The sequence below is a fragment of the Methylobacterium frigidaeris genome, from assembly GCF_022179185.1.
GTDB classification, from domain to species: Bacteria; Pseudomonadota; Alphaproteobacteria; order Rhizobiales; family Beijerinckiaceae; genus Methylobacterium; species Methylobacterium frigidaeris.
In genome coordinates this window covers 326959-345105 of record NZ_BPQJ01000001.1, presented here as the reverse complement: position 1 = coordinate 345105, position 18147 = coordinate 326959, and the positions used below count along the sequence as shown (strand labels likewise).

The 18147-nt window shown below is 70.2% G+C and carries 16 protein-coding genes; 6 read left to right on the top strand and 10 right to left on the bottom strand.

Annotated features, from left to right (window positions below):
- Positions 1–18: 18 nt before the first annotated feature.
- A complete protein-coding gene (locus MFF64_RS01710) occupies positions 19–2244 on the top strand; it encodes a xanthine dehydrogenase family protein molybdopterin-binding subunit (protein ID WP_099899720.1) in 2226 nt (741 codons plus the stop codon).
- Between the two features lie 420 nt (positions 2245–2664).
- Here the strand turns inward: MFF64_RS01710 and MFF64_RS01705 are convergent, their stop codons facing one another.
- The 8 genes from MFF64_RS01705 to MFF64_RS01670 form a co-directional block, all read right to left on the bottom strand.
- A complete protein-coding gene (locus tag MFF64_RS01705) occupies positions 2665–4245 on the bottom strand; it encodes a GMC family oxidoreductase (RefSeq protein ID WP_099899726.1) in 1581 nt (526 codons plus the stop codon).
- 10 nt (positions 4246–4255) lie between these two features.
- Positions 4256–4552, bottom strand: coding sequence for a putative quinol monooxygenase (locus MFF64_RS01700; protein WP_238189257.1), 297 nt, complete (start codon positions 4550–4552; stop codon positions 4256–4258).
- An 8-nt stretch (positions 4553–4560) separates the two neighbouring features.
- Entirely contained in the window at positions 4561–6075 is a 1515-nt protein-coding gene (locus MFF64_RS01695; RefSeq protein ID WP_238189256.1) for an amidase, read from the bottom strand.
- A 236-nt stretch (positions 6076–6311) separates the two neighbouring features.
- Entirely contained in the window at positions 6312–7013 is a 702-nt protein-coding gene (locus MFF64_RS01690) for an ABC transporter ATP-binding protein (RefSeq protein WP_099902529.1), read from the bottom strand.
- A complete protein-coding gene (locus MFF64_RS01685; RefSeq protein WP_099902531.1) occupies positions 7010–7738 on the bottom strand; it encodes an ATP-binding cassette domain-containing protein in 729 nt (242 codons plus the stop codon). Before MFF64_RS01685 ends, MFF64_RS01690 begins: the two co-directional genes overlap by 4 nt.
- Positions 7739–7755: 17 nt before the next feature.
- Positions 7756–8802, bottom strand: a complete 1047-nt coding sequence (locus MFF64_RS01680) for an ABC transporter permease subunit (RefSeq protein WP_238189253.1) — start codon at positions 8800–8802, stop codon at positions 7756–7758.
- Complete coding sequence (locus MFF64_RS01675) at positions 8803–9669, bottom strand: branched-chain amino acid ABC transporter permease (protein WP_238189252.1); 867 nt, start codon at positions 9667–9669, stop codon at positions 8803–8805.
- A gap of 220 nt (positions 9670–9889) precedes the next feature.
- Positions 9890–11122, bottom strand: coding sequence for an urea ABC transporter substrate-binding protein (locus MFF64_RS01670; protein WP_099902069.1), 1233 nt, complete (start codon positions 11120–11122; stop codon positions 9890–9892).
- Positions 11123–11418: 296 nt separating this feature from the next.
- Here MFF64_RS01670 and MFF64_RS01665 point away from each other — a divergent pair, with 296 nt between their 5' ends.
- The 3 genes from MFF64_RS01665 to MFF64_RS01655 are packed head-to-tail and all read left to right on the top strand — an operon-like array spanning position 11419 to position 14006.
- Complete coding sequence (locus tag MFF64_RS01665) at positions 11419–12474, top strand: ABC transporter substrate-binding protein (RefSeq protein WP_238189249.1); 1056 nt, start codon at positions 11419–11421, stop codon at positions 12472–12474.
- A gap of 9 nt (positions 12475–12483) precedes the next feature.
- Positions 12484–13239 (top strand): ABC transporter permease, encoded by a 756-nt coding sequence (locus MFF64_RS01660; RefSeq protein ID WP_099903737.1) that lies wholly within the window; start codon positions 12484–12486, stop codon positions 13237–13239.
- Entirely contained in the window at positions 13227–14006 is a 780-nt protein-coding gene (locus MFF64_RS01655; RefSeq protein WP_099903739.1) for an ABC transporter ATP-binding protein, read from the top strand. The genes MFF64_RS01660 and MFF64_RS01655 overlap by 13 nt, the downstream gene beginning before the upstream one ends.
- Positions 14007–14028: 22 nt before the next feature.
- Here MFF64_RS01655 and MFF64_RS01650 read toward each other — a convergent pair whose 3' ends face one another.
- Together MFF64_RS01650 and MFF64_RS01645 are read right to left on the bottom strand one after the other, a co-directional pair.
- Positions 14029–15099, bottom strand: a complete 1071-nt coding sequence (locus MFF64_RS01650; RefSeq protein WP_099903741.1) for a hypothetical protein — start codon at positions 15097–15099, stop codon at positions 14029–14031.
- The gene (locus MFF64_RS01645) at positions 15096–16565 is read right to left on the bottom strand and encodes an FAD-binding oxidoreductase (RefSeq protein WP_238189306.1); all 1470 of its coding nucleotides are present in this window, start codon (positions 16563–16565) and stop codon (positions 15096–15098) included. The genes MFF64_RS01650 and MFF64_RS01645 overlap by 4 nt, the downstream gene beginning before the upstream one ends.
- Positions 16566–16690: 125 nt before the next feature.
- Between MFF64_RS01645 and MFF64_RS01640 the strand changes: the two genes are divergently transcribed.
- Both MFF64_RS01640 and MFF64_RS01635 read left to right on the top strand, forming a co-directional pair.
- Positions 16691–17389 carry a fumarylacetoacetate hydrolase family protein gene (locus tag MFF64_RS01640; protein WP_099901303.1) on the top strand — a complete coding sequence of 233 codons (699 nt, stop codon included), beginning with the start codon at positions 16691–16693 and terminating at the stop codon, positions 17387–17389.
- 132 nt (positions 17390–17521) lie between these two features.
- Positions 17522–17992, top strand: a complete 471-nt coding sequence (locus MFF64_RS01635; RefSeq protein ID WP_099901301.1) for an NUDIX domain-containing protein — start codon at positions 17522–17524, stop codon at positions 17990–17992.
- Positions 17993–18147: the final 155 nt, after the last annotated feature.

The following is an 18147-nucleotide window of genomic DNA, read 5'->3' as shown; positions in this document are numbered from 1 at the left end:
CGGACTCGGAGAACAGCCATGGATATGAGCCAGCCGATCGGCGTCACGCCCCTCGACACGCAAGCCAACGGCCCGGTGGGCCAGCCGATCGACCGCGTCGACGGACCGCTGAAGGTCACCGGCCACGCGACGTATGCCTACGAGAGCCGGGAGATGACGAATCCCGGCTACGGCTTCGTCGTCACGGCGACCATCGCCAAGGGCCGCATCCGCGACATCGACACCGCGACCGCCGAGCGGATGCCCGGCGTCGTCCACGTGCTGACCCACCGCAACGCACCGCCGCAAGGGGAGAAGAAGGAACAGGTCGCTCCTCTCCTCACCGGCACCGAGATCAAGCATTGGGGCCAGCCGGTCGCGCTCGTCGTGGCCGAGAGCTTCGAGGAGGCCCGCGCCGCGGCGGCGGCGATCCGCGTCGCTTACGATCAGGAGACGGGATCTTACGTCCTCGCCGATGCGCTCGGGGAGGCGAAGAAGCCCGAGAAGGCGCGGACGCCGCCGGATTCGACCCTCGGGGATTTCGAGGCCGGCTTCGCGGCGGCGCCGGTCAAGATCGATGCGCGCTACACCACTCCGGTGCAGAGTCACGCGATGATGGAGCCGCACGCCACGATCGCGTCCTGGGACGGCGATCACGTCACCCTCATCACCGCCAACCAGATGCCGAATCGCGGCCAGGACGCCCTCGCCTCGGTCTTCAAGTTGCCGAAGGACAATGTGCGCCTGATCAGCCGCTTCATCGGCGGCGGCTTCGGCGGCAAGCTCCAGCCGCAGGCCGACGCGATCCTGGCGGCGCTCGCCTCGAGGAACCTCGACGGCCGGCCGGTGAAGATCGCGCTCACCCGCCAGCAGGTCTTCACCACCACGACCCGCCGTTCGGACACGGTGCAACGGGTGCGCCTCGGCGCCGACCGGGACGGCAAGCTCACGGCGATCGCGCACGAATCCTGGTCCGACACCACGCCCGGCGACAGCTTCTTCGAGACCTCGGCCAACGTCACCCGCTCGCTCTACGCCGCCCCCAACCGCCTGACGGCGCATCGGTTGGCGTCGCTCAACCTGCCGATGGCCTCCTCGATGCGCGCGCCTGGCGAGGCCGTCGGCATGCTGGCCTTCGAATGCGCCATGGACGAGTTGGCGGAGGCGCTGGCCCTCGATCCGATCGAGCTGCGGATCCGCAACGAGCCGGCCCAGGACCCCGAGAAGCACGTCCCGTTCTCGACCCGCCAGCTCGTGCCCTGCCTGCGCGAGGGGGCGCGGCTCTTCGGCTGGGACAGGCGCAATCCGAAGCCCGGCGCGACCCGGGACGGGCAGTGGCTGGTCGGCACCGGCGTCTCGGCGGCGGCCCGGCTCAACCCGCTCCAGCCCGCCAAGGCGCGGGTGCGCCTCGACCCCGACGGAACGCTCACCGCCCGGATGGCGATGACCGATATCGGCACCGGCACCTACACGATCCTGAGCCAGATCGCGGCCGAGATGCTGGGCGTGAAGGTCGCGCAGGTGCGGATGATCCTCGGCGACACCGCAGATCCGGCCTCCTCCGGCTCCGGCGGCTCCTTCGGCGCGGCGTCGTCCGGCTCAGCGCTCTACGTGGCCTGCGAGGCCCTGCGGCAGCAGCTCCTGGCGAAGACCGACCTGGCGCGTGAGAACGCCGTCTTCGCGGACGGCCGGATCATCTCGGGCAACCGCTCGGAGGCCCTGCGCGACCTGATCGGCTCCGGGATGGAGGCCGAGGGCGAGATCAAGCCGGGCGAGAACGAGAAGAAGTTCTCGCAATACTCTTACGGCGCGCACTTCGCCGAGGTCGGCGTCGATGCCGACACCGGCGAGATCCGCCTGCGGCGAATGCTCGGCGTGTTCACCGGCGGTCGCATCCTCAACCCGAAGACCGCGCGCTCGCAGGCGATCGGTGGCATGGTGTTCGGCGTCGGCGCGGCGCTGATGGAGGCGGTCGAGGTCGATCCCCGCTACGGCACCTTCGTCAACCACGACCTCGCCGAGTACCACGTCCCGGTCCATGCCGATCTGCCGGAGATCGACGCGGTGTTCCTGCCCGAACTCGACGACAAGGCGAACCCGCTGAAGAGCAAGGGATTGGGCGAGCTCGGCATCTGTGGAGCCGGTGCGGCCGTGGCGAACGCGGTCTACAACGCGACCGGCATCCGGATCCGGGATTATCCGCTGACCCTGGACAAGGTCCTGGACGGGTTCATGGCGCGCGAGACCGGGCAGCGGCGGGCGTGAGCGCCCTGAGAGACGGCTTGCCTCTCGACACCGGGCAACACCCTCTTGGTCATTCCGGGGCTGCGCGGCGGAGCCCGGAATCGTGTGCCGGTTCGGTCGTGCGGTGATGCCATCCCGCCTTGGCGGGATGCCCGATCCGGATGACGATCGTGCGTGCCGATCGGGTCGAGCGGATCAAACAGGCTCTGATACCGCCGCGCCTTCGAACTGACTCGTTCGGAGGCGTAAGGCAAGCCCGAACGGGCGCCGGCGCTGATGCGCCGGACGCCCTGCCATCGACGTGCCGATGGCAGGGCGCGAGGGTATGAGACGATCTCCGGACGATTCCTTCCGGAACTCGTCTCAGCAACCCGCGCGGCGCCTGAGCGAAGCCGATTTCCGCATTGCGACGCAATCAATCGGACATCGTATGACAGGGTCTCACCGTCCGAGCGCTGCGGCCGCCCGCTCGGCCACCAGGATCACCGTCGCGTTGAGGTTGGCCGAGATCATCCGCGGAAACACCGAGGCGTCGGCGACGAACAGTCCGTCGAGCCCGTGGACAGCGAAGCTCCGCGGATCGACGACGGCGCCGGGATCGGTGCCCATCCGGCAGGTGCTCGACGGGTGGTAGAGCGAGGCGAGATGGCCGCGCACGTGCCGGGCGATGCCCGCCTCGTCCAGGCATTCCGCCGAGGGGCTGAGCTCGTGGGCGATCGCTTCCGCGAGCGGGCCCGCCGCTGCGATGGCCCGGTTGATCCTCACGCCCTCGACCAGGGTGGCGAGGTCGCGACCGCCCTCATCGCCGAGGTAACGCGGGTCGATCGCCGGTGCCGCGAGCGGGTCGGCCGAACGCAGGCGGATCTCGCCGCGGCTCTCCGGCCGCTGCAGCACCGCGAACAGGGTGAAGCCGGAGCCCGGATAGAGGAATCGGCCGTAATCGCGGTGCGGCGCGGCGATGCCGTAGAGCTGGAGGTCGGGCTCGATGTCCGGCCGCGTCGCGACATGGCCGCCGGCCGACGCCCAGTTCGAGGTTCGTGGCCCGGTGCGGTGCGCCTGCCACTCGGCGACAGCCCGCCGATGGGCCGCCTCGTCCATGGCGCCGAGGCCGATCGGGCGCTTCGCCGCGAAGGCGAGAGTGATGGCCGGATGGTCCTGCAGGTCCTGGCCGACCCCGGGGAGGTCGTGCACCGAGGCGACCCCGACGCGCGTCAGCGCGTCCGCCGGGCCGATGCCGGAGAGCATGAGGAGATGGGGCGAGGCGATGGCGCCGGCCGCGAGCACGATCTGCCCGGCCGATGCCCGCTCGGGCCGTCCGTTGCGCAGGTACTCGACGCCGACGGCGCGGCCGTTCTCGACCACGAGGCGGGTGACGAGCACGCCGGTCTCGATCGTGAGGTTTCGTCGCTCCCGCGCCGGATCGAGATAGGCCCGCTTGGTGCCGAAGCGCTCGCCGCCCTTCGTCGTCAGCTGGAAGTAGCCGACGCCCTCCTGGCTGCCGCCGTTGAAATCCGGATTGGCCCTGTAGCCGGCCGCCACGGCGGAATCGTGCCAGAGCGTCTCGCCCTGGTCGCGGAACGGGCAATCCTCGACCGGCAGCGGGCCGCCGGTGCCGTGCAGCGGATGGTTGCCGAAACGACGGTTGTCCTCGGAGGCGAGGAAGTCCGGCAGCACGTCGCGCCAGCCCCAGCCGGGGCAGCCCATCGCCTCCCAGGCATCGTAATCCGACGGCAGCCCGCGCAGGTAGATCATGGCGTTGAGCGAGCCGGAGCCGCCGAGCATCCGGCCGCGGGGCCAGAAGATCCGCCGATGGCGGCAGCCGGGTTGAGGCTCGGTGTGGAAGCCCCAGTCGACGCCGGTGTTGAACAGGCTCGGCCAGTCCGACGGGACGACGGCGCCGAGCGGCGGCTCGCCCCCCGCCTCGAGCAGCAGCACCCGGCGCGCCGGATCGGCGCTGAGCCGCCCGGCGAGCACGCAGCCGGCGCTGCCGGCGCCGACGATCACGGTGTCGTAGGTGGTCATCAGCAAGACATTATCGGCAAGAGATCTCGTCGGCCGTCACCAGGATCACCTCCCCGTCGAGGATCGGCTGCGCGATCCGGAAGAACCGCGCCACCGCCTCCGAGCCGTTGTGCCGGTCCATCGCCGACTCGTCGGTGAACCGCTCGTAGGTGGTGAAGCGGGTCGGATCCGCCGCATCCTGCGAGACGAAGAAGCCGACCGTGTCCGGCTCGTTTGCGGCGACGTGGGCCGCGACGTCAAGGAGGGCGGCCCGCAGGGTGTCCTCCGCGCCCGGCCGGGCGCGGAGGATGGCGCTGATGGTCTTCACCGCCGGCCTCAGAAGGTCTTCCAGTCGCCGGCCGCCTCGAAGGCGGCGGCGGCCTGGTAGATCGCGCTCTCGTTCCAGTCCTTCGCCGTCAGCATCAGGCCGACCGGCAGGCCGTCGACGAGGCCGCAGGGGATCGACATCGAGGGATTGCCGGTCACGTCCATCGGCGAGGTCGAGGCGACCATCTCGAAGGCGCGGGCGACGACCTCCTCCAGCGGCGCGCCCTTCTCCGGCAGCTTGGTGGCGGTGCAGGGCAGGGTCGGGCACAGCAGCAGGTCGTACGTCTTGAAGCAGGTCGCGAAATCCTCCCGCACCTTGCGGGCGATGTTCTGCGCCTTGGCGTAGTAGCGCCCGCGGTAATGGGTCAGGCCCCACTGGCCGATGAGCATCGAGATCTTCAGCGTCTCGGACAGGTCGTCGGCCTTGTCGCGCCAGGCCGAGTGGGCGTCGAACAGGCCGACGTCGTAGGCGCCCTTCCAGTTGAAGCCCATGCCGTTGCCGAGCATCATCTGCTGCGTCAGCCCTTCGAGGCCGATCGGCTGCCAGACCGCCGCCGCCGTCGTGTAGGCCGGCAGCGAGACCTCCTCGATCGTGGCGCCGAGGGCCTCGAACCGGGCAGCCGCAGCACGGACCTTGTCGGCCACCGCCTCCTGCATGCCGGGGGCGGCGAAACCCTCCAGGAGGAGGCCGATCTTCAGGCCCTTCGCGCCCTTCTTCAGCGCTTCCGTGTAGGCCGCGACCTGCGGTGCATACTGGCGCGGGTCGAGCCCGTCGGGCCCGGCCAGAACCTCGAGCAGCAGGGCGTTGTCGGCGACGCTCGCGGTCATCGGGCCGGTATGGTCGATCGTGGTCTCGATCGGCATCACGCCGGTATAGGGCACGAGGCCGTGGGTCGGCTTCATGCCGTAGATGCCGCAATACGAGGCGGGGATGCGGATCGACCCGCCCTGGTCGCCGCCGATCGCCATGTCGACCTCGCCGGCGGCGACGAGCGCGCCGCTGCCCGAGGACGAGCCGCCGGCCGAGTAGCCCTTGCGGTGCGGGTTGTGGACCGGACCCGGATCCGAGGTGTGGCTGCCACCCGAGAGGCAGAAATGCTCGCACACCGCCTTGCCGAGGATGGTCGCGCCCGCATCCAGCATCCGGGTCACGATGGTGGCGTCCGCGGCCGGCACGAAGCCTTCGAGGGTCGAGGCGCCGTTCATCATCGGCACGCCGGCGAGCGCCACGTTGTCCTTGAGCGCCACCGTCTTGCCCTTGAGCTTGCCGGTGTCGGCCCCCGTCACGGTGCTCTTCCAGTACCAGGCGCCGAGCGGGTTCTCCTCAGGGCTCGGCCGGGTGCCGGGGGTGCGGGGATACGTCACCGCGGGGATGTGGTCCGGCAGGGCGTCGACCACGTCGTAGGCGTCGAACGAGGCGTCCATCAGCGCCCGGTAGGCGGCGGCCTCCTCGTGCGACATCGACATGTAGAGGCTGGCGGCGAGCTCGCGGACCTGGGCTGCGCTCGGACGGGTGATGGCCATGGGGCGTCTCCTGGTTGATGAAGAGGAAAGGAATCGTTCATTCAGGCTCCCCCCTTTCCCGGACGACTGAAACGGAGTGGAAGGAGATCCGGGATCCAGCGGGGGGACTCGCCGCGAAGCGGCTCTATCTTTGCAGCGGTGCAGACATACGGTCGCTTCACGATGATTGTGCTGGGTCCCCGGGCGCATTCGGCTGTCGCTGCATGTGCCCCGGAAAGGGGCGTGGCGTGAGGACGCTACGCCGCCGCCATCCCGAACCGCCCGGCCAGCAGGTCCTCGCGCGAGACCTCGCCGGTGATGCGGCCCTTCTGGATGCCGAGCACCCGGTCGGACAGCGAGGTGATGAAGTCGAGGTTCTGCTCGACGATGATCATCGACAGGTCCCAGCGCTTCTTCAAGGCGAGCAGCGTCTCGATGATCTCCTCGATGATCGAGGGCTGGATGCCCTCCGTCGGCTCGTCGAGGAGGACGAGCTTCGGCCGGGTGCACAGGCAGCGGGCGAGCGCGAGCAATTGCTGCTCGCCGCCCGAGAGGGCGCCGCCGCGCCGGTCGAGCAGGCGCACGAGGCGGGGGAAGTCGGCGAGCACGTCGTCGATGATCCGGGGGTCTTCCTTCGGGGCGCTGGCGAGCCCCATGCGCAGGTTCTCGCGCACGCTGAGGGTCGCGAAGATCTCGCGGCCCTGGGGCACCAACCCCATGCCGAGCCGGGCGCGCTGGTGGATGGGGAGCCGCGTCACGTCGGTGCCGGCGAAGCGCACCGTACCGGCCGTGGCCGGCAGATGGCCCATCAGGGTCCGCATCAGCGTGGTCTTTCCCATGCCGTTATGGCCGAGGATGCCGAGGTATTCCCCGGGCGCCAGGGCGAAGTCGACGCCCATCAGGATCGGCACCCGGCCGTAGCTCGCCCGCAGGTTCTCGACGTCCAGCAACGCGCTCATGCCGCCACCTTCTTGCCGAGATAGACGTCGCGCACCCGCCTGTCGGCGAGCACGGCGTCGATCCCGTCCTCCATCATGATCCGGCCCTGGTGGAACACCGTGACCGTGCGGGCGATCATCTTGATAAACGCCATGTCGTGCTCGACCACGACGATCGCCCGGGTCTTGTTGATCTCGCGGATGATCTCGGCGGTGCGGTGGGTCTCCTCGTCGGTCATGCCGGCGGCGGGCTCGTCGAGGAGGATCAGCTCCGGATCACCGGCCAGCACCGTGCCGATCTCGACCCATTGCCGCTGGCCGTGCGAGAGCTGGCCGACGGTCGCCCCGGCGAGGTGCGTCAGCCGGATTTTCTCCAGGATCTCGTCCACCAGAGGTCCGGTGAATTTCGGCGTCGTCTTGCGGCGGGCCGAGAGCCAGATGTTCTCGCGCACCGACAGCCCGTTGAACACGTTCGGCACCTGCGTCTTGATGCCGATGCCGAGCCGGGCGATCTGGTGGCTCTGCAGCCCCGTCACCGGCTTGCCGCGGAACGCGATGGTGCCGGAGGTCGGAATGAGCTGCCCAGTGAGCATCTTGAAGAAGGTGCTCTTGCCGGCGCCGTTCGGGCCGATGAGGCAGCGCAACTCCATCTCGCCGAGGGTGAAGCTGACGTCGTCGTTGGCGACGACGCCGCCGAAGCGCATCGTCAGGTGCTCGGTCTTCAGGAGGGGGACGAGGGGATCCATCTTATTCGTCTCCCATGTCATTCGGCTCCCGCGATCTGGGTCCGGGCGGCGGCGGCGGCGGCCGGGCGTCGCTTGGCCTTGCGGCCGAGCCCGAGGAGCGCGGTCTTCAGAGTCGGCACGACGCCCTTCGGCAAGAGCAGCACGAAGCCGACCAGGATCACTCCGAGGACGAGGTTGGCGTTGAAGGCCTGCTGCGAGCCGATCTTGGCGTTGAGGAACTGGATCAGGACGCAGCCGACCACAGGCCCGATCAAGGTGCCGAGGCCGCCGACGGTGATCCAGATGATGATCTCGGCCGAGAGCGACAGGGAGAAGATCGTCGGGCCGACGAAGGCGCCCCAGTTGACGTAGAGCGCGCCGGCGAGACCGGCGACGGCGCCGCCGACCATGAACACCCCGAGCTTGACCAAGCGCGGATCGTAGCCCAGCAGCGCCGCGCGGGTCTCGTTCTCGCGCACCGCCACCGCGATGCGGCCGAAGGGGCTGGCGAGCAGGAGCCGCATCAGCAGGTAGACGGCGATGAGCGCGCCGCCGGTGACCCACCACCCGGCCTCGGGGCTCAGCACGGCGTCCGGGGTGTAGGGCGCGTTGAAGGTCGGCACCGACGGGATGCCGTTGAAGCCCCCGAGCCGCGCCTGGCCGATCGTGTAGGCGTCGCCCGCCGTCGAGTTGACGACGTTGAACAGGATCAGCGTCACGGTGAGGGTGATGACCCCGAGATAGACCTCGCTGATCCGGCCGTAGAACACGAAGTAGCCGAGCGCCGCGGCGAAGAGGGCCGGAAACAGGATCGCCAGCAGGATCGCGTTGGTGGAGTCGCCGAAATTGATCGCCGCGATCGCGTAGGTGTAGCCGCCGAGCCCGAAGAAGGCGGTCTGGCCGAAGGACAGGATGCCGCCGAAGCCCCAGATGAAGCCGAGGCTGAGCGCCAGCACCCCCATGGCGGCGAACAGCGTCAGCTGCATCAGGGTGAAGAGCTCGAGATGGCTGGGCAGGACCACGACCAGGGCGATGGCACCCAAGACGGCGAGGGCCTGGAGGGCGCGCGACAGGGCGGCGGGCATTCAGAGCGTCCCCTTGAAGAAGCGGCCGGAGATGCCCTGCGGCAGCAGGCGGATCAGCAGGATCGCGGAGAGGAACAGGATCACCTCGCCGTAGACCGGGGTGGTGAAGAAGGCGCCGAGCTGGTTGACGAAGCCGAACAGCCCGGCGGCCGACAGCGTGCCCGAGATGATCGCCGCGCCGCCGCCGACGACGGTGATGAAGCACTTGGCGACGAAGGCGGTGCCCATCACCGGGGTGATGCCGGAGACCGGCGCCAGGAGCCCGCCGGCGAGGCCGGTGATGGCGGCGCCGATGCCGAAGGTCGCCATGTAGATCTTGGCCGGGTTGACCCCGAGCGTCGCGGCCATGCCGGGGTTCAGCATCACCGCCCGGGCGACGAGGCCGAACCGGGTGAAGCGGAGCACGCCGTAGACCAGCGCCATCATCAGGACGGCCATGGCGAGGAGAAAGATCGTGTACCAGCTCGACCGGTAGGCCCCGACCTGGAACCCGCCGAGCGGCGTCGGCACGCCGTTGATGGTGTTGCCGAAGATGGTCGTCACCAAGCCGATCAGGCAGAGGCTGAGGCCCCAGGTCGCCAGCATCGAGTCGACCAGGCGCCCGTACAGGAAGCGGATCAGGCAGCGCTCGATCACGAGACCGACGACGCCGACGAAGAGCGGCGCCACCACCAGCATCGCGATCCAGATGTTGAGCCCGGCATTGGCCGAGATCACCGTGGCGTAGGCGCCCAGCATCACGAACTCGCCGTGGGCGAGGTTGATGATCTTCATCATCCCGAAGATGATCGCCAGGCCGAGGCAGAGCAGGAACAGGGAGGCGGCCCCGTTCACGACGTCGAGCGCGATGATGAGCGACAGATCCATGAAGCCATCCGGGCGGGGGGAGGGGGTGCCGTGTGTCTTTCAGTCGAACGGGCCTTCGGCTCTGTCGCCGTCCGCGTCATCCCAGAACCGCTGACGATCCAGGAAAGAGCGAACGGCGTGCCGCTCTATTCTTCTCCAGCTGAGTTTCTGGATTCTGCGCTTCGCCGCGCGGCCCCGGAATGACTTGGCGGGTGGGCGAACTGTCAGCGCGCCTCGATCCTCAGATCGAGATCTCGTACTGCTTGTTGTCGCGCGGGTTCTTGATCAGGTTGCACACCGCCGCGGTGTCCTGCGGCTTGGCATCGGGGAAGGTCTCGCGCACCACCCATTTCCGGTCCTTGACCGCCGCGAGATAGGCGTTGCGGGTGACGTGGTGGGTGGCGTGATCCACCGTGACCTTGCCGGTCGGACCGTCGAAGGAGAGCCCGGTCTCCAGCGCCTCGGTCACCGCCATCCGGTCGATGGACTTCGCCTTCTTCACCCCCTCGGCCCAGAGATAGAACCCCTCGTAGGTCGCCGCCGCCAGCTCGCTGATGTAGGGGATGCTCGGCGACTGCTTCTTCAGCTTGGCGACGTAGGCCGTGCTCGCCGGCGTCGTCAGCTCCTCGAAATAGCCGTAGGCGCCGAGAATGCCGTCGCTCTCGGCGGCGTTGAGGGTGGTGGGCTCGTTGACGAGACCGAAGGTGGTCGAGGCGATCGGAATCTGGTCCTTCATGCCGGCCGAGGTCCATTGCCGGTAGAACGCCGTATGGTTGCCGCCGACCAGCGCCGAGAGCAGCAGGTCCGGCTTCGCCGCCTGGATCTTCGAGATCGTCGGGCCGAAATTCGTCACGTCGAGGGGGAAGAAATCGACCGAGACTGTCTCGCCACCCTGGTCCTTGACGTATTTCTGCATCCACTTGGCGGTGATCTGGCCGTAATTGTAGTCGGCGGCGATGATGTAGACCTTCTTCTTGTCCTTCCCCATGGCGTACGGCACCAGCTTCTCCACCGTCTGGGCCGGGGTGGTGCCGGTGCAGAAGGTGTTGCGGTCGCAGACCCCGCCCTCGTACAGCACGTTGTAGAAGTACAGCACCCGGAAGCGGTTGAAGGTCGGGCGGATCGCCTCGCGCGAGGCGGAGGTGATGCCGCCATGGACCACCGCCACCTTGTCGCGCACGGCGAGCTGCTGGGCGTATTGCGAGTACATCTGGATGTTGGACTGCGTGTCGTAATGCACGAGCTGCAGCGGCCGGCCGAGAAGGCCGCCGGCGGCGTTCACCTCCTCGATCCCGAGCTTCAGGCTCTCGACCATCGGCGTGCCGGAGGCGGCGATCGGCCCGGACTGGTCGTGCAGCGAGCCGACGAGAATCGGCGTCTCCCCGCGGGCGGACCGGAGCACGGCCGGCATCGCCAGGGTAGAGAGCGGAACGGCAGCCGCGGTGCGGAGGAGGTCACGACGCGAGAGGGCCATCCTGGTCCGGGCTCCTTTGCAACACGAGGCGCGATGCCGACGACCCAAGGTTAGAAGAGGCGGGACCGCCGGCGCTTGCCTGTGCTGACCAAAAAATTGGACTGGCCGTGCCAGGGGGCGGAGGCGCGGCGACCCGGGGCGGGTCGGACGTTCTTCTCCTCCATCGACGTCATATAGCAGAAAATTCCAGTATTGAATTGATATATGGGAGATTTTTCTTATATCGGCGCCATTCTTGCGCTGCCGCAGGAGGATGCCCTAAGCGGACGTGTCTCTTCCCCCACAGACGGCCGGCCATGACCATCACGCGACGCAGCATCCTCGGGGCAGCCCCGGTCCTGGCGGCCGGTGCCGCGCTGGGAGCCGGGATGCCGGCCTTGACGACTTCGGCCCTGGCGCAGGGCCGCGCCGCGCCGCTGCGGGTCGGCGTGATCCCGATCCTCGCCGCCGCGCCGATCTTCGTCGCCGAGAAGGAGGGCTGGCTGAAGGAGGCGGGGCTGTCGCTCGCCGTCACGACCTTCGAGTCGGGCCCGAACATGATCCAGGCCCTGGCATCGGGCACCCTCGACGTCTACGTCGCCGGCGTGGCGCCGCTCGGCGTCGCCCGCTCGAAGGGGATCGACGTGAAGGTCGTGGCCGCCACCTCGGTCGAGGAGAACGTCTTCGTCGCCGGCCCGAAGCTCGCCCGCTTCGCCGAGAAGGGCGTCGCCCCGGCCGAGGTCTTCCGGCGCTACCGGGAATCCGCCGGCACGCCGGCGCGGCTCGCGACCCAGCCCCTCGGCTCCGTGCCCAACACCACCTTGCAGTACTGGCTGTGGGAGGTGGCGAAGGCCGACCCGAAGGACGTGACGATCGTCTCGATGGGGATCGACGCGACCCAGCAGGCGGTGCTCGCCGGCGCGGTCGAGGGCGGCACCCTGCGCGAGCCCGCGGTCTCCATCGTCACCGGCCGCAACCCGGCGATCCGCCTGATGGCGCTCGGCGGCGAGATGTTCCCGAACCAGCCCGGCACCGTCGTCGCCGTGACGCGCGCCCTGCTCGACAAGGAGCCGGAGGCCGTACAGGCGATCGTGACGGGCGTCGTGCGGGCGGTCGACCTGATCGGCCGCGAGCCGGAGCGCGTCGCGCCGATCATCGAGGCGTCGCTGGGCAAGGGCCTCGTCGACACTGCCACCATCCGGCGGGCGCTGGCCTCCCCGGCGACGCGCTTCGCCGCCGATCCGCGTGCCATCGTCGAGGCGACGGCGGCGATGCAGCGCTTCCAGGTGAAGATCGGGGCGCTGGACCGCGAGGTCTCCCTCGACGGGTTGTTCGAGCCGCGCTTCTACGAGCGTGCGGTCGCGGGCAAGTAAGCGCCGCTGATGAGATCCCGCCCCGCGGCGGCGCTGCTCCCGCTCCTGGGGCTCGCCGCCTTCTTCGCCCTGTGGGAGGCCGTGCCGCGGCTCGGTCTCGTCAACCCGGCCTTCCTGCCGCCGCCCTCGGTCCTGCCGGAGGCCTTTTTGCGCGAATTGCGCTCCGGCCAGTGGCTCACTGCCATCGGTGGCAGCCTCGGGCATTACCTGGGCGGCCTCGCCCTCGGCGTCGGCCTCGGCATCGCCGTCGGCACGCTGACGGGCATGTCCCGCACGGCCGAAGGCCTGACCGCCTGGATCGTGCGGGTCCTGCGTCCGGTGCCGGGCCTCGCCTGGGTGCCCTTCGCCATCATCTGGTTCGGGGTCAGCCCGGAGGCGGCCCTGTTCATCGTCGCCATCGGGGTGTTCTGGATCGTCTACTTCGCGAGCCACGGGGCGATCCGCGGCGTCGACCGGGATCTGATCGAGCTCGCCGCCGCCTTCGGCTTCCGCTCCGCCCTCGAGCGCCTGGTCACGGTGGTGTGGCCGGCGGCCATGCCCGGCATCCTGGTCGGCGTGCGCACGGCCATCGGGCAGGCCTGGATGGCGGTGGTGGCGGCCGAGATCTTCGGCGTCGCGGGGCTCGGGCAACGGATGATGCAGGCCTCGACGCTCCTCGCGACCGACATCGTGGTCGTCTACATGCTCACCATGGCGCTGCTCTACGGCGTGTTCGACGCCGCCTTCACCGCCCTCCAAGGCTGGATGCTCCGATGGCGGGCCTGATCGCGATCCAGGGCCTCGCCCTCACCTTCACCCGCGACGGCGCCCGCACGACGGTGCTCTCCGGCCTCGATCTCGACATCGAGCCGGGCGAGTTCCTGGCGATCGTCGGCGCCTCGGGCGTCGGCAAGTCGACGCTGCTGCGGGTGATCGCCGACCTCGTGAAGCCCAGTGCCGGCACCGTCAGGTTGAGCGAGCCCGAGCCCGGCCGCCGGGCAGTCGCCCTGGTCTTCCAGGATTCGCGCCTGCTGCCCTGGCGCCGGGTCCTCGACAACGTCGCCTTCGGGCTCGAGAAGCTGCGCCTGCCCCGGGCCGAGCGGCGCCGGCGGGCGCAAGCCGCCCTCGACCGGGTGGGCTTGGGCGCGCTCGCCGGGCGCTGGCCGTTCCAGCTCTCAGGCGGCCAGCGCCAGCGGGTGTCGCTCGCGCGCGCCCTGGCGGTCGAGCCGCACGTGCTGCTGATGGACGAGCCGTTCTCGGCCCTCGACGCGCTGACCCGCGAGACCCTGCAGGACGAGCTCGCCCGGCTCTGCCGCGCCTCGGGCCAGACCGTTCTGTTCGTCACCCACGACATCGAGGAGGCGGTCTACCTCGCCGACCGGGTCGTGGTTCTGGCCGGCAGCCCGGGCCGCATCGTCGCCGCCCACCGGATCGAGGCAAGCCAGCCGCGGGACCGGGCGGCGCCGGAGCTGAAGGCGCTCGCGCAGGGCATTCGGGAGGATCTGGCGGGGGTCGCGGGCGAGAGGCGTCCGGATCTGCAGGAGGCGCGGTGACGACGGCGCGTCGTCCACGCGCTCACCCCACCCCCGGCAGGCACCCCTCCGTCACCCGCCAGCCGCGCGTCTCGACCGCCGTGCCGGCCGGACCCGCGAGCATCAGGCCGATCGTCGCCTCGCTCTGGCGCTTGCGCATCCGGGTGGCGCCATAGACGGTCTGCCAGGTGCCGCGGCGGGCGAGGTCCGCCTCCCGGCGGGCATGGGGTGCGGCGTCGACGAAGGTGACGGCGGCCCGCGTCCCGGAAAAATCCTCCGGCAGCCGGATCTCCGCGGCGACGACATGGAGGCGGTTCGGCCGCAGGCCGTCGACCGGGTGGGAGATTGCGAGCATTCCGGGATCGGGCGACGCGGCGTCGAGCGCGTGGCGGTCGGTCCCCGGTGCCTCGAAGAGCGGCGGGCCGTCCGGTGCCAGGGCAGGGGGCTCGACCAGGCTGTGGCGCAGGGCGTAGGCCCGGCCGCAGACCGCGAGCCAGCCCGCGAGATCGGCATCGGTCGCCGCGGCATAGGGGGCGAAATGGGGCAGCGCGCCCTGCATCAGGCCCTCGCCGCGCCAGACGACCCGCCCCGGCGGGACCTCGCCCGCCTCGCATACCCGCAGCAAGGTCACTGGACCGATTGCCCGCAGGGCCGCGAAGAGGCGGCGCACCGCACCCTCCGTCTCTCCAGGCGGTCCCTTGCGGACGAGGATCCTGTCCCCTGCCGCGAGGTCGGCGAGCAGCCGTTCCTTGAGGTAGCCGACCCGGCGGATCTCCCGCGCGAGGATATCGGCGGGCTTCACCCGGGGCGCCATGTCGCCGGTATGGTAGGCGAAGCCGTAACGGCGGCTGTGGCAGAACAGGTAGCCGCCGGCACCGACCCGGACCTCGATGTCGTCCGCCCCGCCGTAATGGGCCAACTGCGTCTCGACCGCGTGGGTGAGGTCGGCGATCGGCGCTGAGGAGAGGCGGAACAGCCCGAGGGGATCGGTGCCGGCATAGCGCTGGGCGATGCCGAACTCGCAATTGTCGCCGAGGCTCTCGAAGGCGCCGAGCAGGGACGCCGCGGTGAGGCCCACGGGCGCCGCAGACGCCTGGCGAAACAGCGAGATCATGCCGCCGTGACTTTGCCTGGGAGAGTTCGGGCCGGGAACGCCTCCGGCGCGCCTTCCGCGGCCAGGACCTTGCCGGGATTGAGGATGCCCAGCGGGTCGAGGGCGCCCTTGAGGCGGCGCATCAGGTCGAGGGCGACGGGGTCCTTGTAGCGGGGCAGCTCGTCGCGCTTGATCAGCCCGACGCCGTGCTCGGCGGCGATCGAGCCGTTCATGCCGTGCACGATGTCGTGGACGATGCGGTTGAAGCGCGGCCACTCGGCGAGGAAGGCGGCCTTCTCGGCCCCGACCGGCTGGGTCAGGTTGAAGTGGATGTTGCCGTCGCCGAAATGTCCGAAGGCGCAGACCCGCACCCCCGGCAGGGCCGCCTCGCAGGCGGCGCTCGCCCGCTCCAGGAACTCCGCCACCCGGGAGACCGGCACCGAGACGTCGTGCTTGATCGAGCCGCCCTCGTAGCCCTGCATCTCCGACAGGCTCTCGCGCAGGCGCCACAGGGCGGCGCCCTGCGCCTCGCTCTGGGCCAGCACCGCGTCCTCGACCAGCCCGGCCTCGATCAGGTCGCCGAGCCGCGCCTCCAGCTCCCCGGGCGCGTCGGGCGCCGGCGAGGAGACCTCGACGAGGGCATAAGCAGCGTGGTCGCCTTCGAGCGGGCGCACCGCGCCGGGCAGGTGGCGCAGCACCACCTCCAGGGGGAAGCGCGGCACGTACTCGAAGGCGGTGAGCCGGGGCCCGAGTCGGTCGCGCAGGCGCCCGAAGGCCTCGAGCGCCGCGCGGGCCGAAGCGAGGCCGAGGAACGCGGTCGCCTTCGAGACGGGCCTGGGGTGCAGCCGCAGCACGGCGGCGGTGATGATGCCGAGCGTGCCCTCCGAGCCGACGAACAGGTTCTTCAGGTCGTAGCCGGAATTGTCCTTGCGGAGGGCATGCAGGCCGTTCCAGACCTGCCCGTCCGCCAGCACCACTTCGAGGCCGAGCGTCAACTCGCGGGCATTGCCATAGGCCAGGACCGCGGTGCCGCCGGCATTGGTGGCGAGGTTGCCGCCGATGCGGCAGGAGCCCTCGGAGGCGAGCGAGAGCGGGAACAGCATGCCGGCGGCGTCCGCCGCCTGCTGGACGTTGGCGAGCACGCAGCCGGCCTCGACCGTGATGGTGGCGTCGAGCGGATCGACCGCCCGCACCCGGTCGAGGCGGGCGAGCGAGATCACCACGCCGCCGAACGGCACGCCCCCGCCGACGAGCCCGGTATTGCCGCCATGGGCCACCACCGGCACCCGCGCCGCGGCGCAAGTCCCGACCACGAAGGCGACCTCCTGGGTGTCGCGCGGCCGCACGACGGCGAGCGCCTCCCCGTGGTAGAGGCCGCGGGTCTCGCCGAGGTGGGGGGCGATGTCGGCCGCGTCGGTGAGGACGTGCGCGGGCCCGAGGCGGGCCGCGAGAGTGTCGAGCAGGTTGTGGGTCACGGGGGGACGCATCATGAGGGAGGGGGTTGCGGCGGGGCGGGATGGCGTACCGCGGAACCGCCCTCTAGATAGCGGTCGGCCGGCCCTTTTTCCAAGATGCGCGGCCCTTCGCGAAACTCGTCCGAGACCGCAGCCTCATGCTCTCCGTGATCCCGAACCCGCCGCGCACCGCGCTCCCGATCCAAGGCACCGACGACCTGTTTCCGGTGCGCCGGGTCTACTGCGTCGGGCGCAACTTCGCCGCCCATGCCCGGGAGATGGGGGCCGACCCGACCCGTGAGCCGCCCTTCTTCTTCATGAAACCCGCCGACGCCCTGCAGATGGTGCCGGACGGCGAGACGGTGGAGCACCCCTATCCGCCGAAGACCGCGAACTACCACCACGAGGTCGAGCTGGTGGTGGCCCTCGCCAAGGGCGGGCGCGACATCCCGGTGGACCAGGCCCTCGACCACGTCTACGGCTACGCGGTCGGCCTCGACATGACCCGCCGCGACGTCCAGGACGAGGCCAAGGCGCTGCGCCGCCCGTGGGAGCTCGGCAAGGCCGCCGACCTGTCGGGCCCGGTCGGTACCCTCAAGCCCGCTTCCGTCATCGGCCACCCGGCCAAGGGCGCGATCACCCTGTCGGTCGACGGCGCCGTGCGCCAGAAGGGCGACCTCTCCGACATGATCTGGTCGGTGGCCGAGCAGATCGCCTACCTGTCGACCTACTTCGTCCTGGAGCCCGGCGACGTGATCTTCGCCGGCACGCCGGAGGGCGTCGGCGCGGTCACCCGCGGCCAGACCATGGTCGGGACGATCGAGGGCGTCGGCGAGATCCGCCTGACCGTCGTCTGACACCGCAGCGTCTTCGGACCTGTTCGAAGACATCGGCTCAGCCCACACGGGCGCCGGCACTGATGCGCCGAACGTCGCGCCATCGACAAGTCGATGGCACGACGCAATCGGATGAGAAGAGGAGATCGCGGGATGACGCGCCGACAGGCTCTGCTGATGCGGGGCGCCCACCTCGTCTGGCGCTTCACCCGCGGAATGACCCTGGGGGTGCGCGGGGCGGCGATCGATCCGGAGAACCGGGTCTGCCTCGTGCGCCACACCTACATGGATGGCTGGCACCTGCCGGGCGGCGGCGTCGAGCCGGGCGAGACGGCGCTCGAGGCGATGGCCCGGGAGTTCCGCGAGGAGACCGGGATCGTCCTCGACGCGAGCGCGACGCCGGCCCTGCACGGCTTCTACTTCAACGACCGCGCCTCGAAGCGTGACCACGTCGCGCTCTACGTCGCCCGGGCCTTCACGGTGCCGGTGCCGAAGAGGCCCGACCGCGAGATCGCCGCCGCCGCCTTCTTCCCCCTCGACGCCCTGCCGCCGGAGACCACCCCGGCGACCCGGGCGCGGCTCGCCGAGATCCGGGACGGCTCACCCCCCGCCGCCACCTGGTAGGGAGGGCCGGAAGCCGGCTCCGCAACCCCTTGCGCTCCCCGGCGGAATGGTGTTTATGCCGCTCATCGGCGCCGCCACGGTGTCGCCGGCGGAAAACAGCGAGCGGGTGTAGCTCAGGGGTAGAGCACAACCTTGCCAAGGTTGGGGTCGAGGGT

Coding starts and splice junctions, on each gene's coding strand:
- MFF64_RS01710 (WP_099899720.1), top strand. CDS start 19: ATGGATATGAGCCAGCCGATCGGCGTCACGCCCCTCGACACGCAAGCC.
- MFF64_RS01705 (WP_099899726.1), bottom strand. CDS start 4,245: ATGACCACCTACGACACCGTGATCGTCGGCGCCGGCAGCGCCGGCTGC.
- MFF64_RS01695 (WP_238189256.1), bottom strand. CDS start 6,075: ATGGCCATCACCCGTCCGAGCGCAGCCCAGGTCCGCGAGCTCGCCGCC.
- MFF64_RS01690 (WP_099902529.1), bottom strand. CDS start 7,013: ATGAGCGCGTTGCTGGACGTCGAGAACCTGCGGGCGAGCTACGGCCGG.
- MFF64_RS01685 (WP_099902531.1), bottom strand. CDS start 7,738: ATGGATCCCCTCGTCCCCCTCCTGAAGACCGAGCACCTGACGATGCGC.
- MFF64_RS01680 (WP_238189253.1), bottom strand. CDS start 8,802: ATGCCCGCCGCCCTGTCGCGCGCCCTCCAGGCCCTCGCCGTCTTGGGT.
- MFF64_RS01675 (WP_238189252.1), bottom strand. CDS start 9,669: ATGGATCTGTCGCTCATCATCGCGCTCGACGTCGTGAACGGGGCCGCC.
- MFF64_RS01670 (WP_099902069.1), bottom strand. CDS start 11,122: ATGGCCCTCTCGCGTCGTGACCTCCTCCGCACCGCGGCTGCCGTTCCG.
- MFF64_RS01665 (WP_238189249.1), top strand. CDS start 11,419: ATGACCATCACGCGACGCAGCATCCTCGGGGCAGCCCCGGTCCTGGCG.
- MFF64_RS01660 (WP_099903737.1), top strand. CDS start 12,484: ATGAGATCCCGCCCCGCGGCGGCGCTGCTCCCGCTCCTGGGGCTCGCC.
- MFF64_RS01655 (WP_099903739.1), top strand. CDS start 13,227: ATGGCGGGCCTGATCGCGATCCAGGGCCTCGCCCTCACCTTCACCCGC.
- MFF64_RS01650 (WP_099903741.1), bottom strand. CDS start 15,099: ATGATCTCGCTGTTTCGCCAGGCGTCTGCGGCGCCCGTGGGCCTCACC.
- MFF64_RS01645 (WP_238189306.1), bottom strand. CDS start 16,565: ATGCGTCCCCCCGTGACCCACAACCTGCTCGACACTCTCGCGGCCCGC.
- MFF64_RS01640 (WP_099901303.1), top strand. CDS start 16,691: ATGCTCTCCGTGATCCCGAACCCGCCGCGCACCGCGCTCCCGATCCAA.
- MFF64_RS01635 (WP_099901301.1), top strand. CDS start 17,522: ATGACGCGCCGACAGGCTCTGCTGATGCGGGGCGCCCACCTCGTCTGG.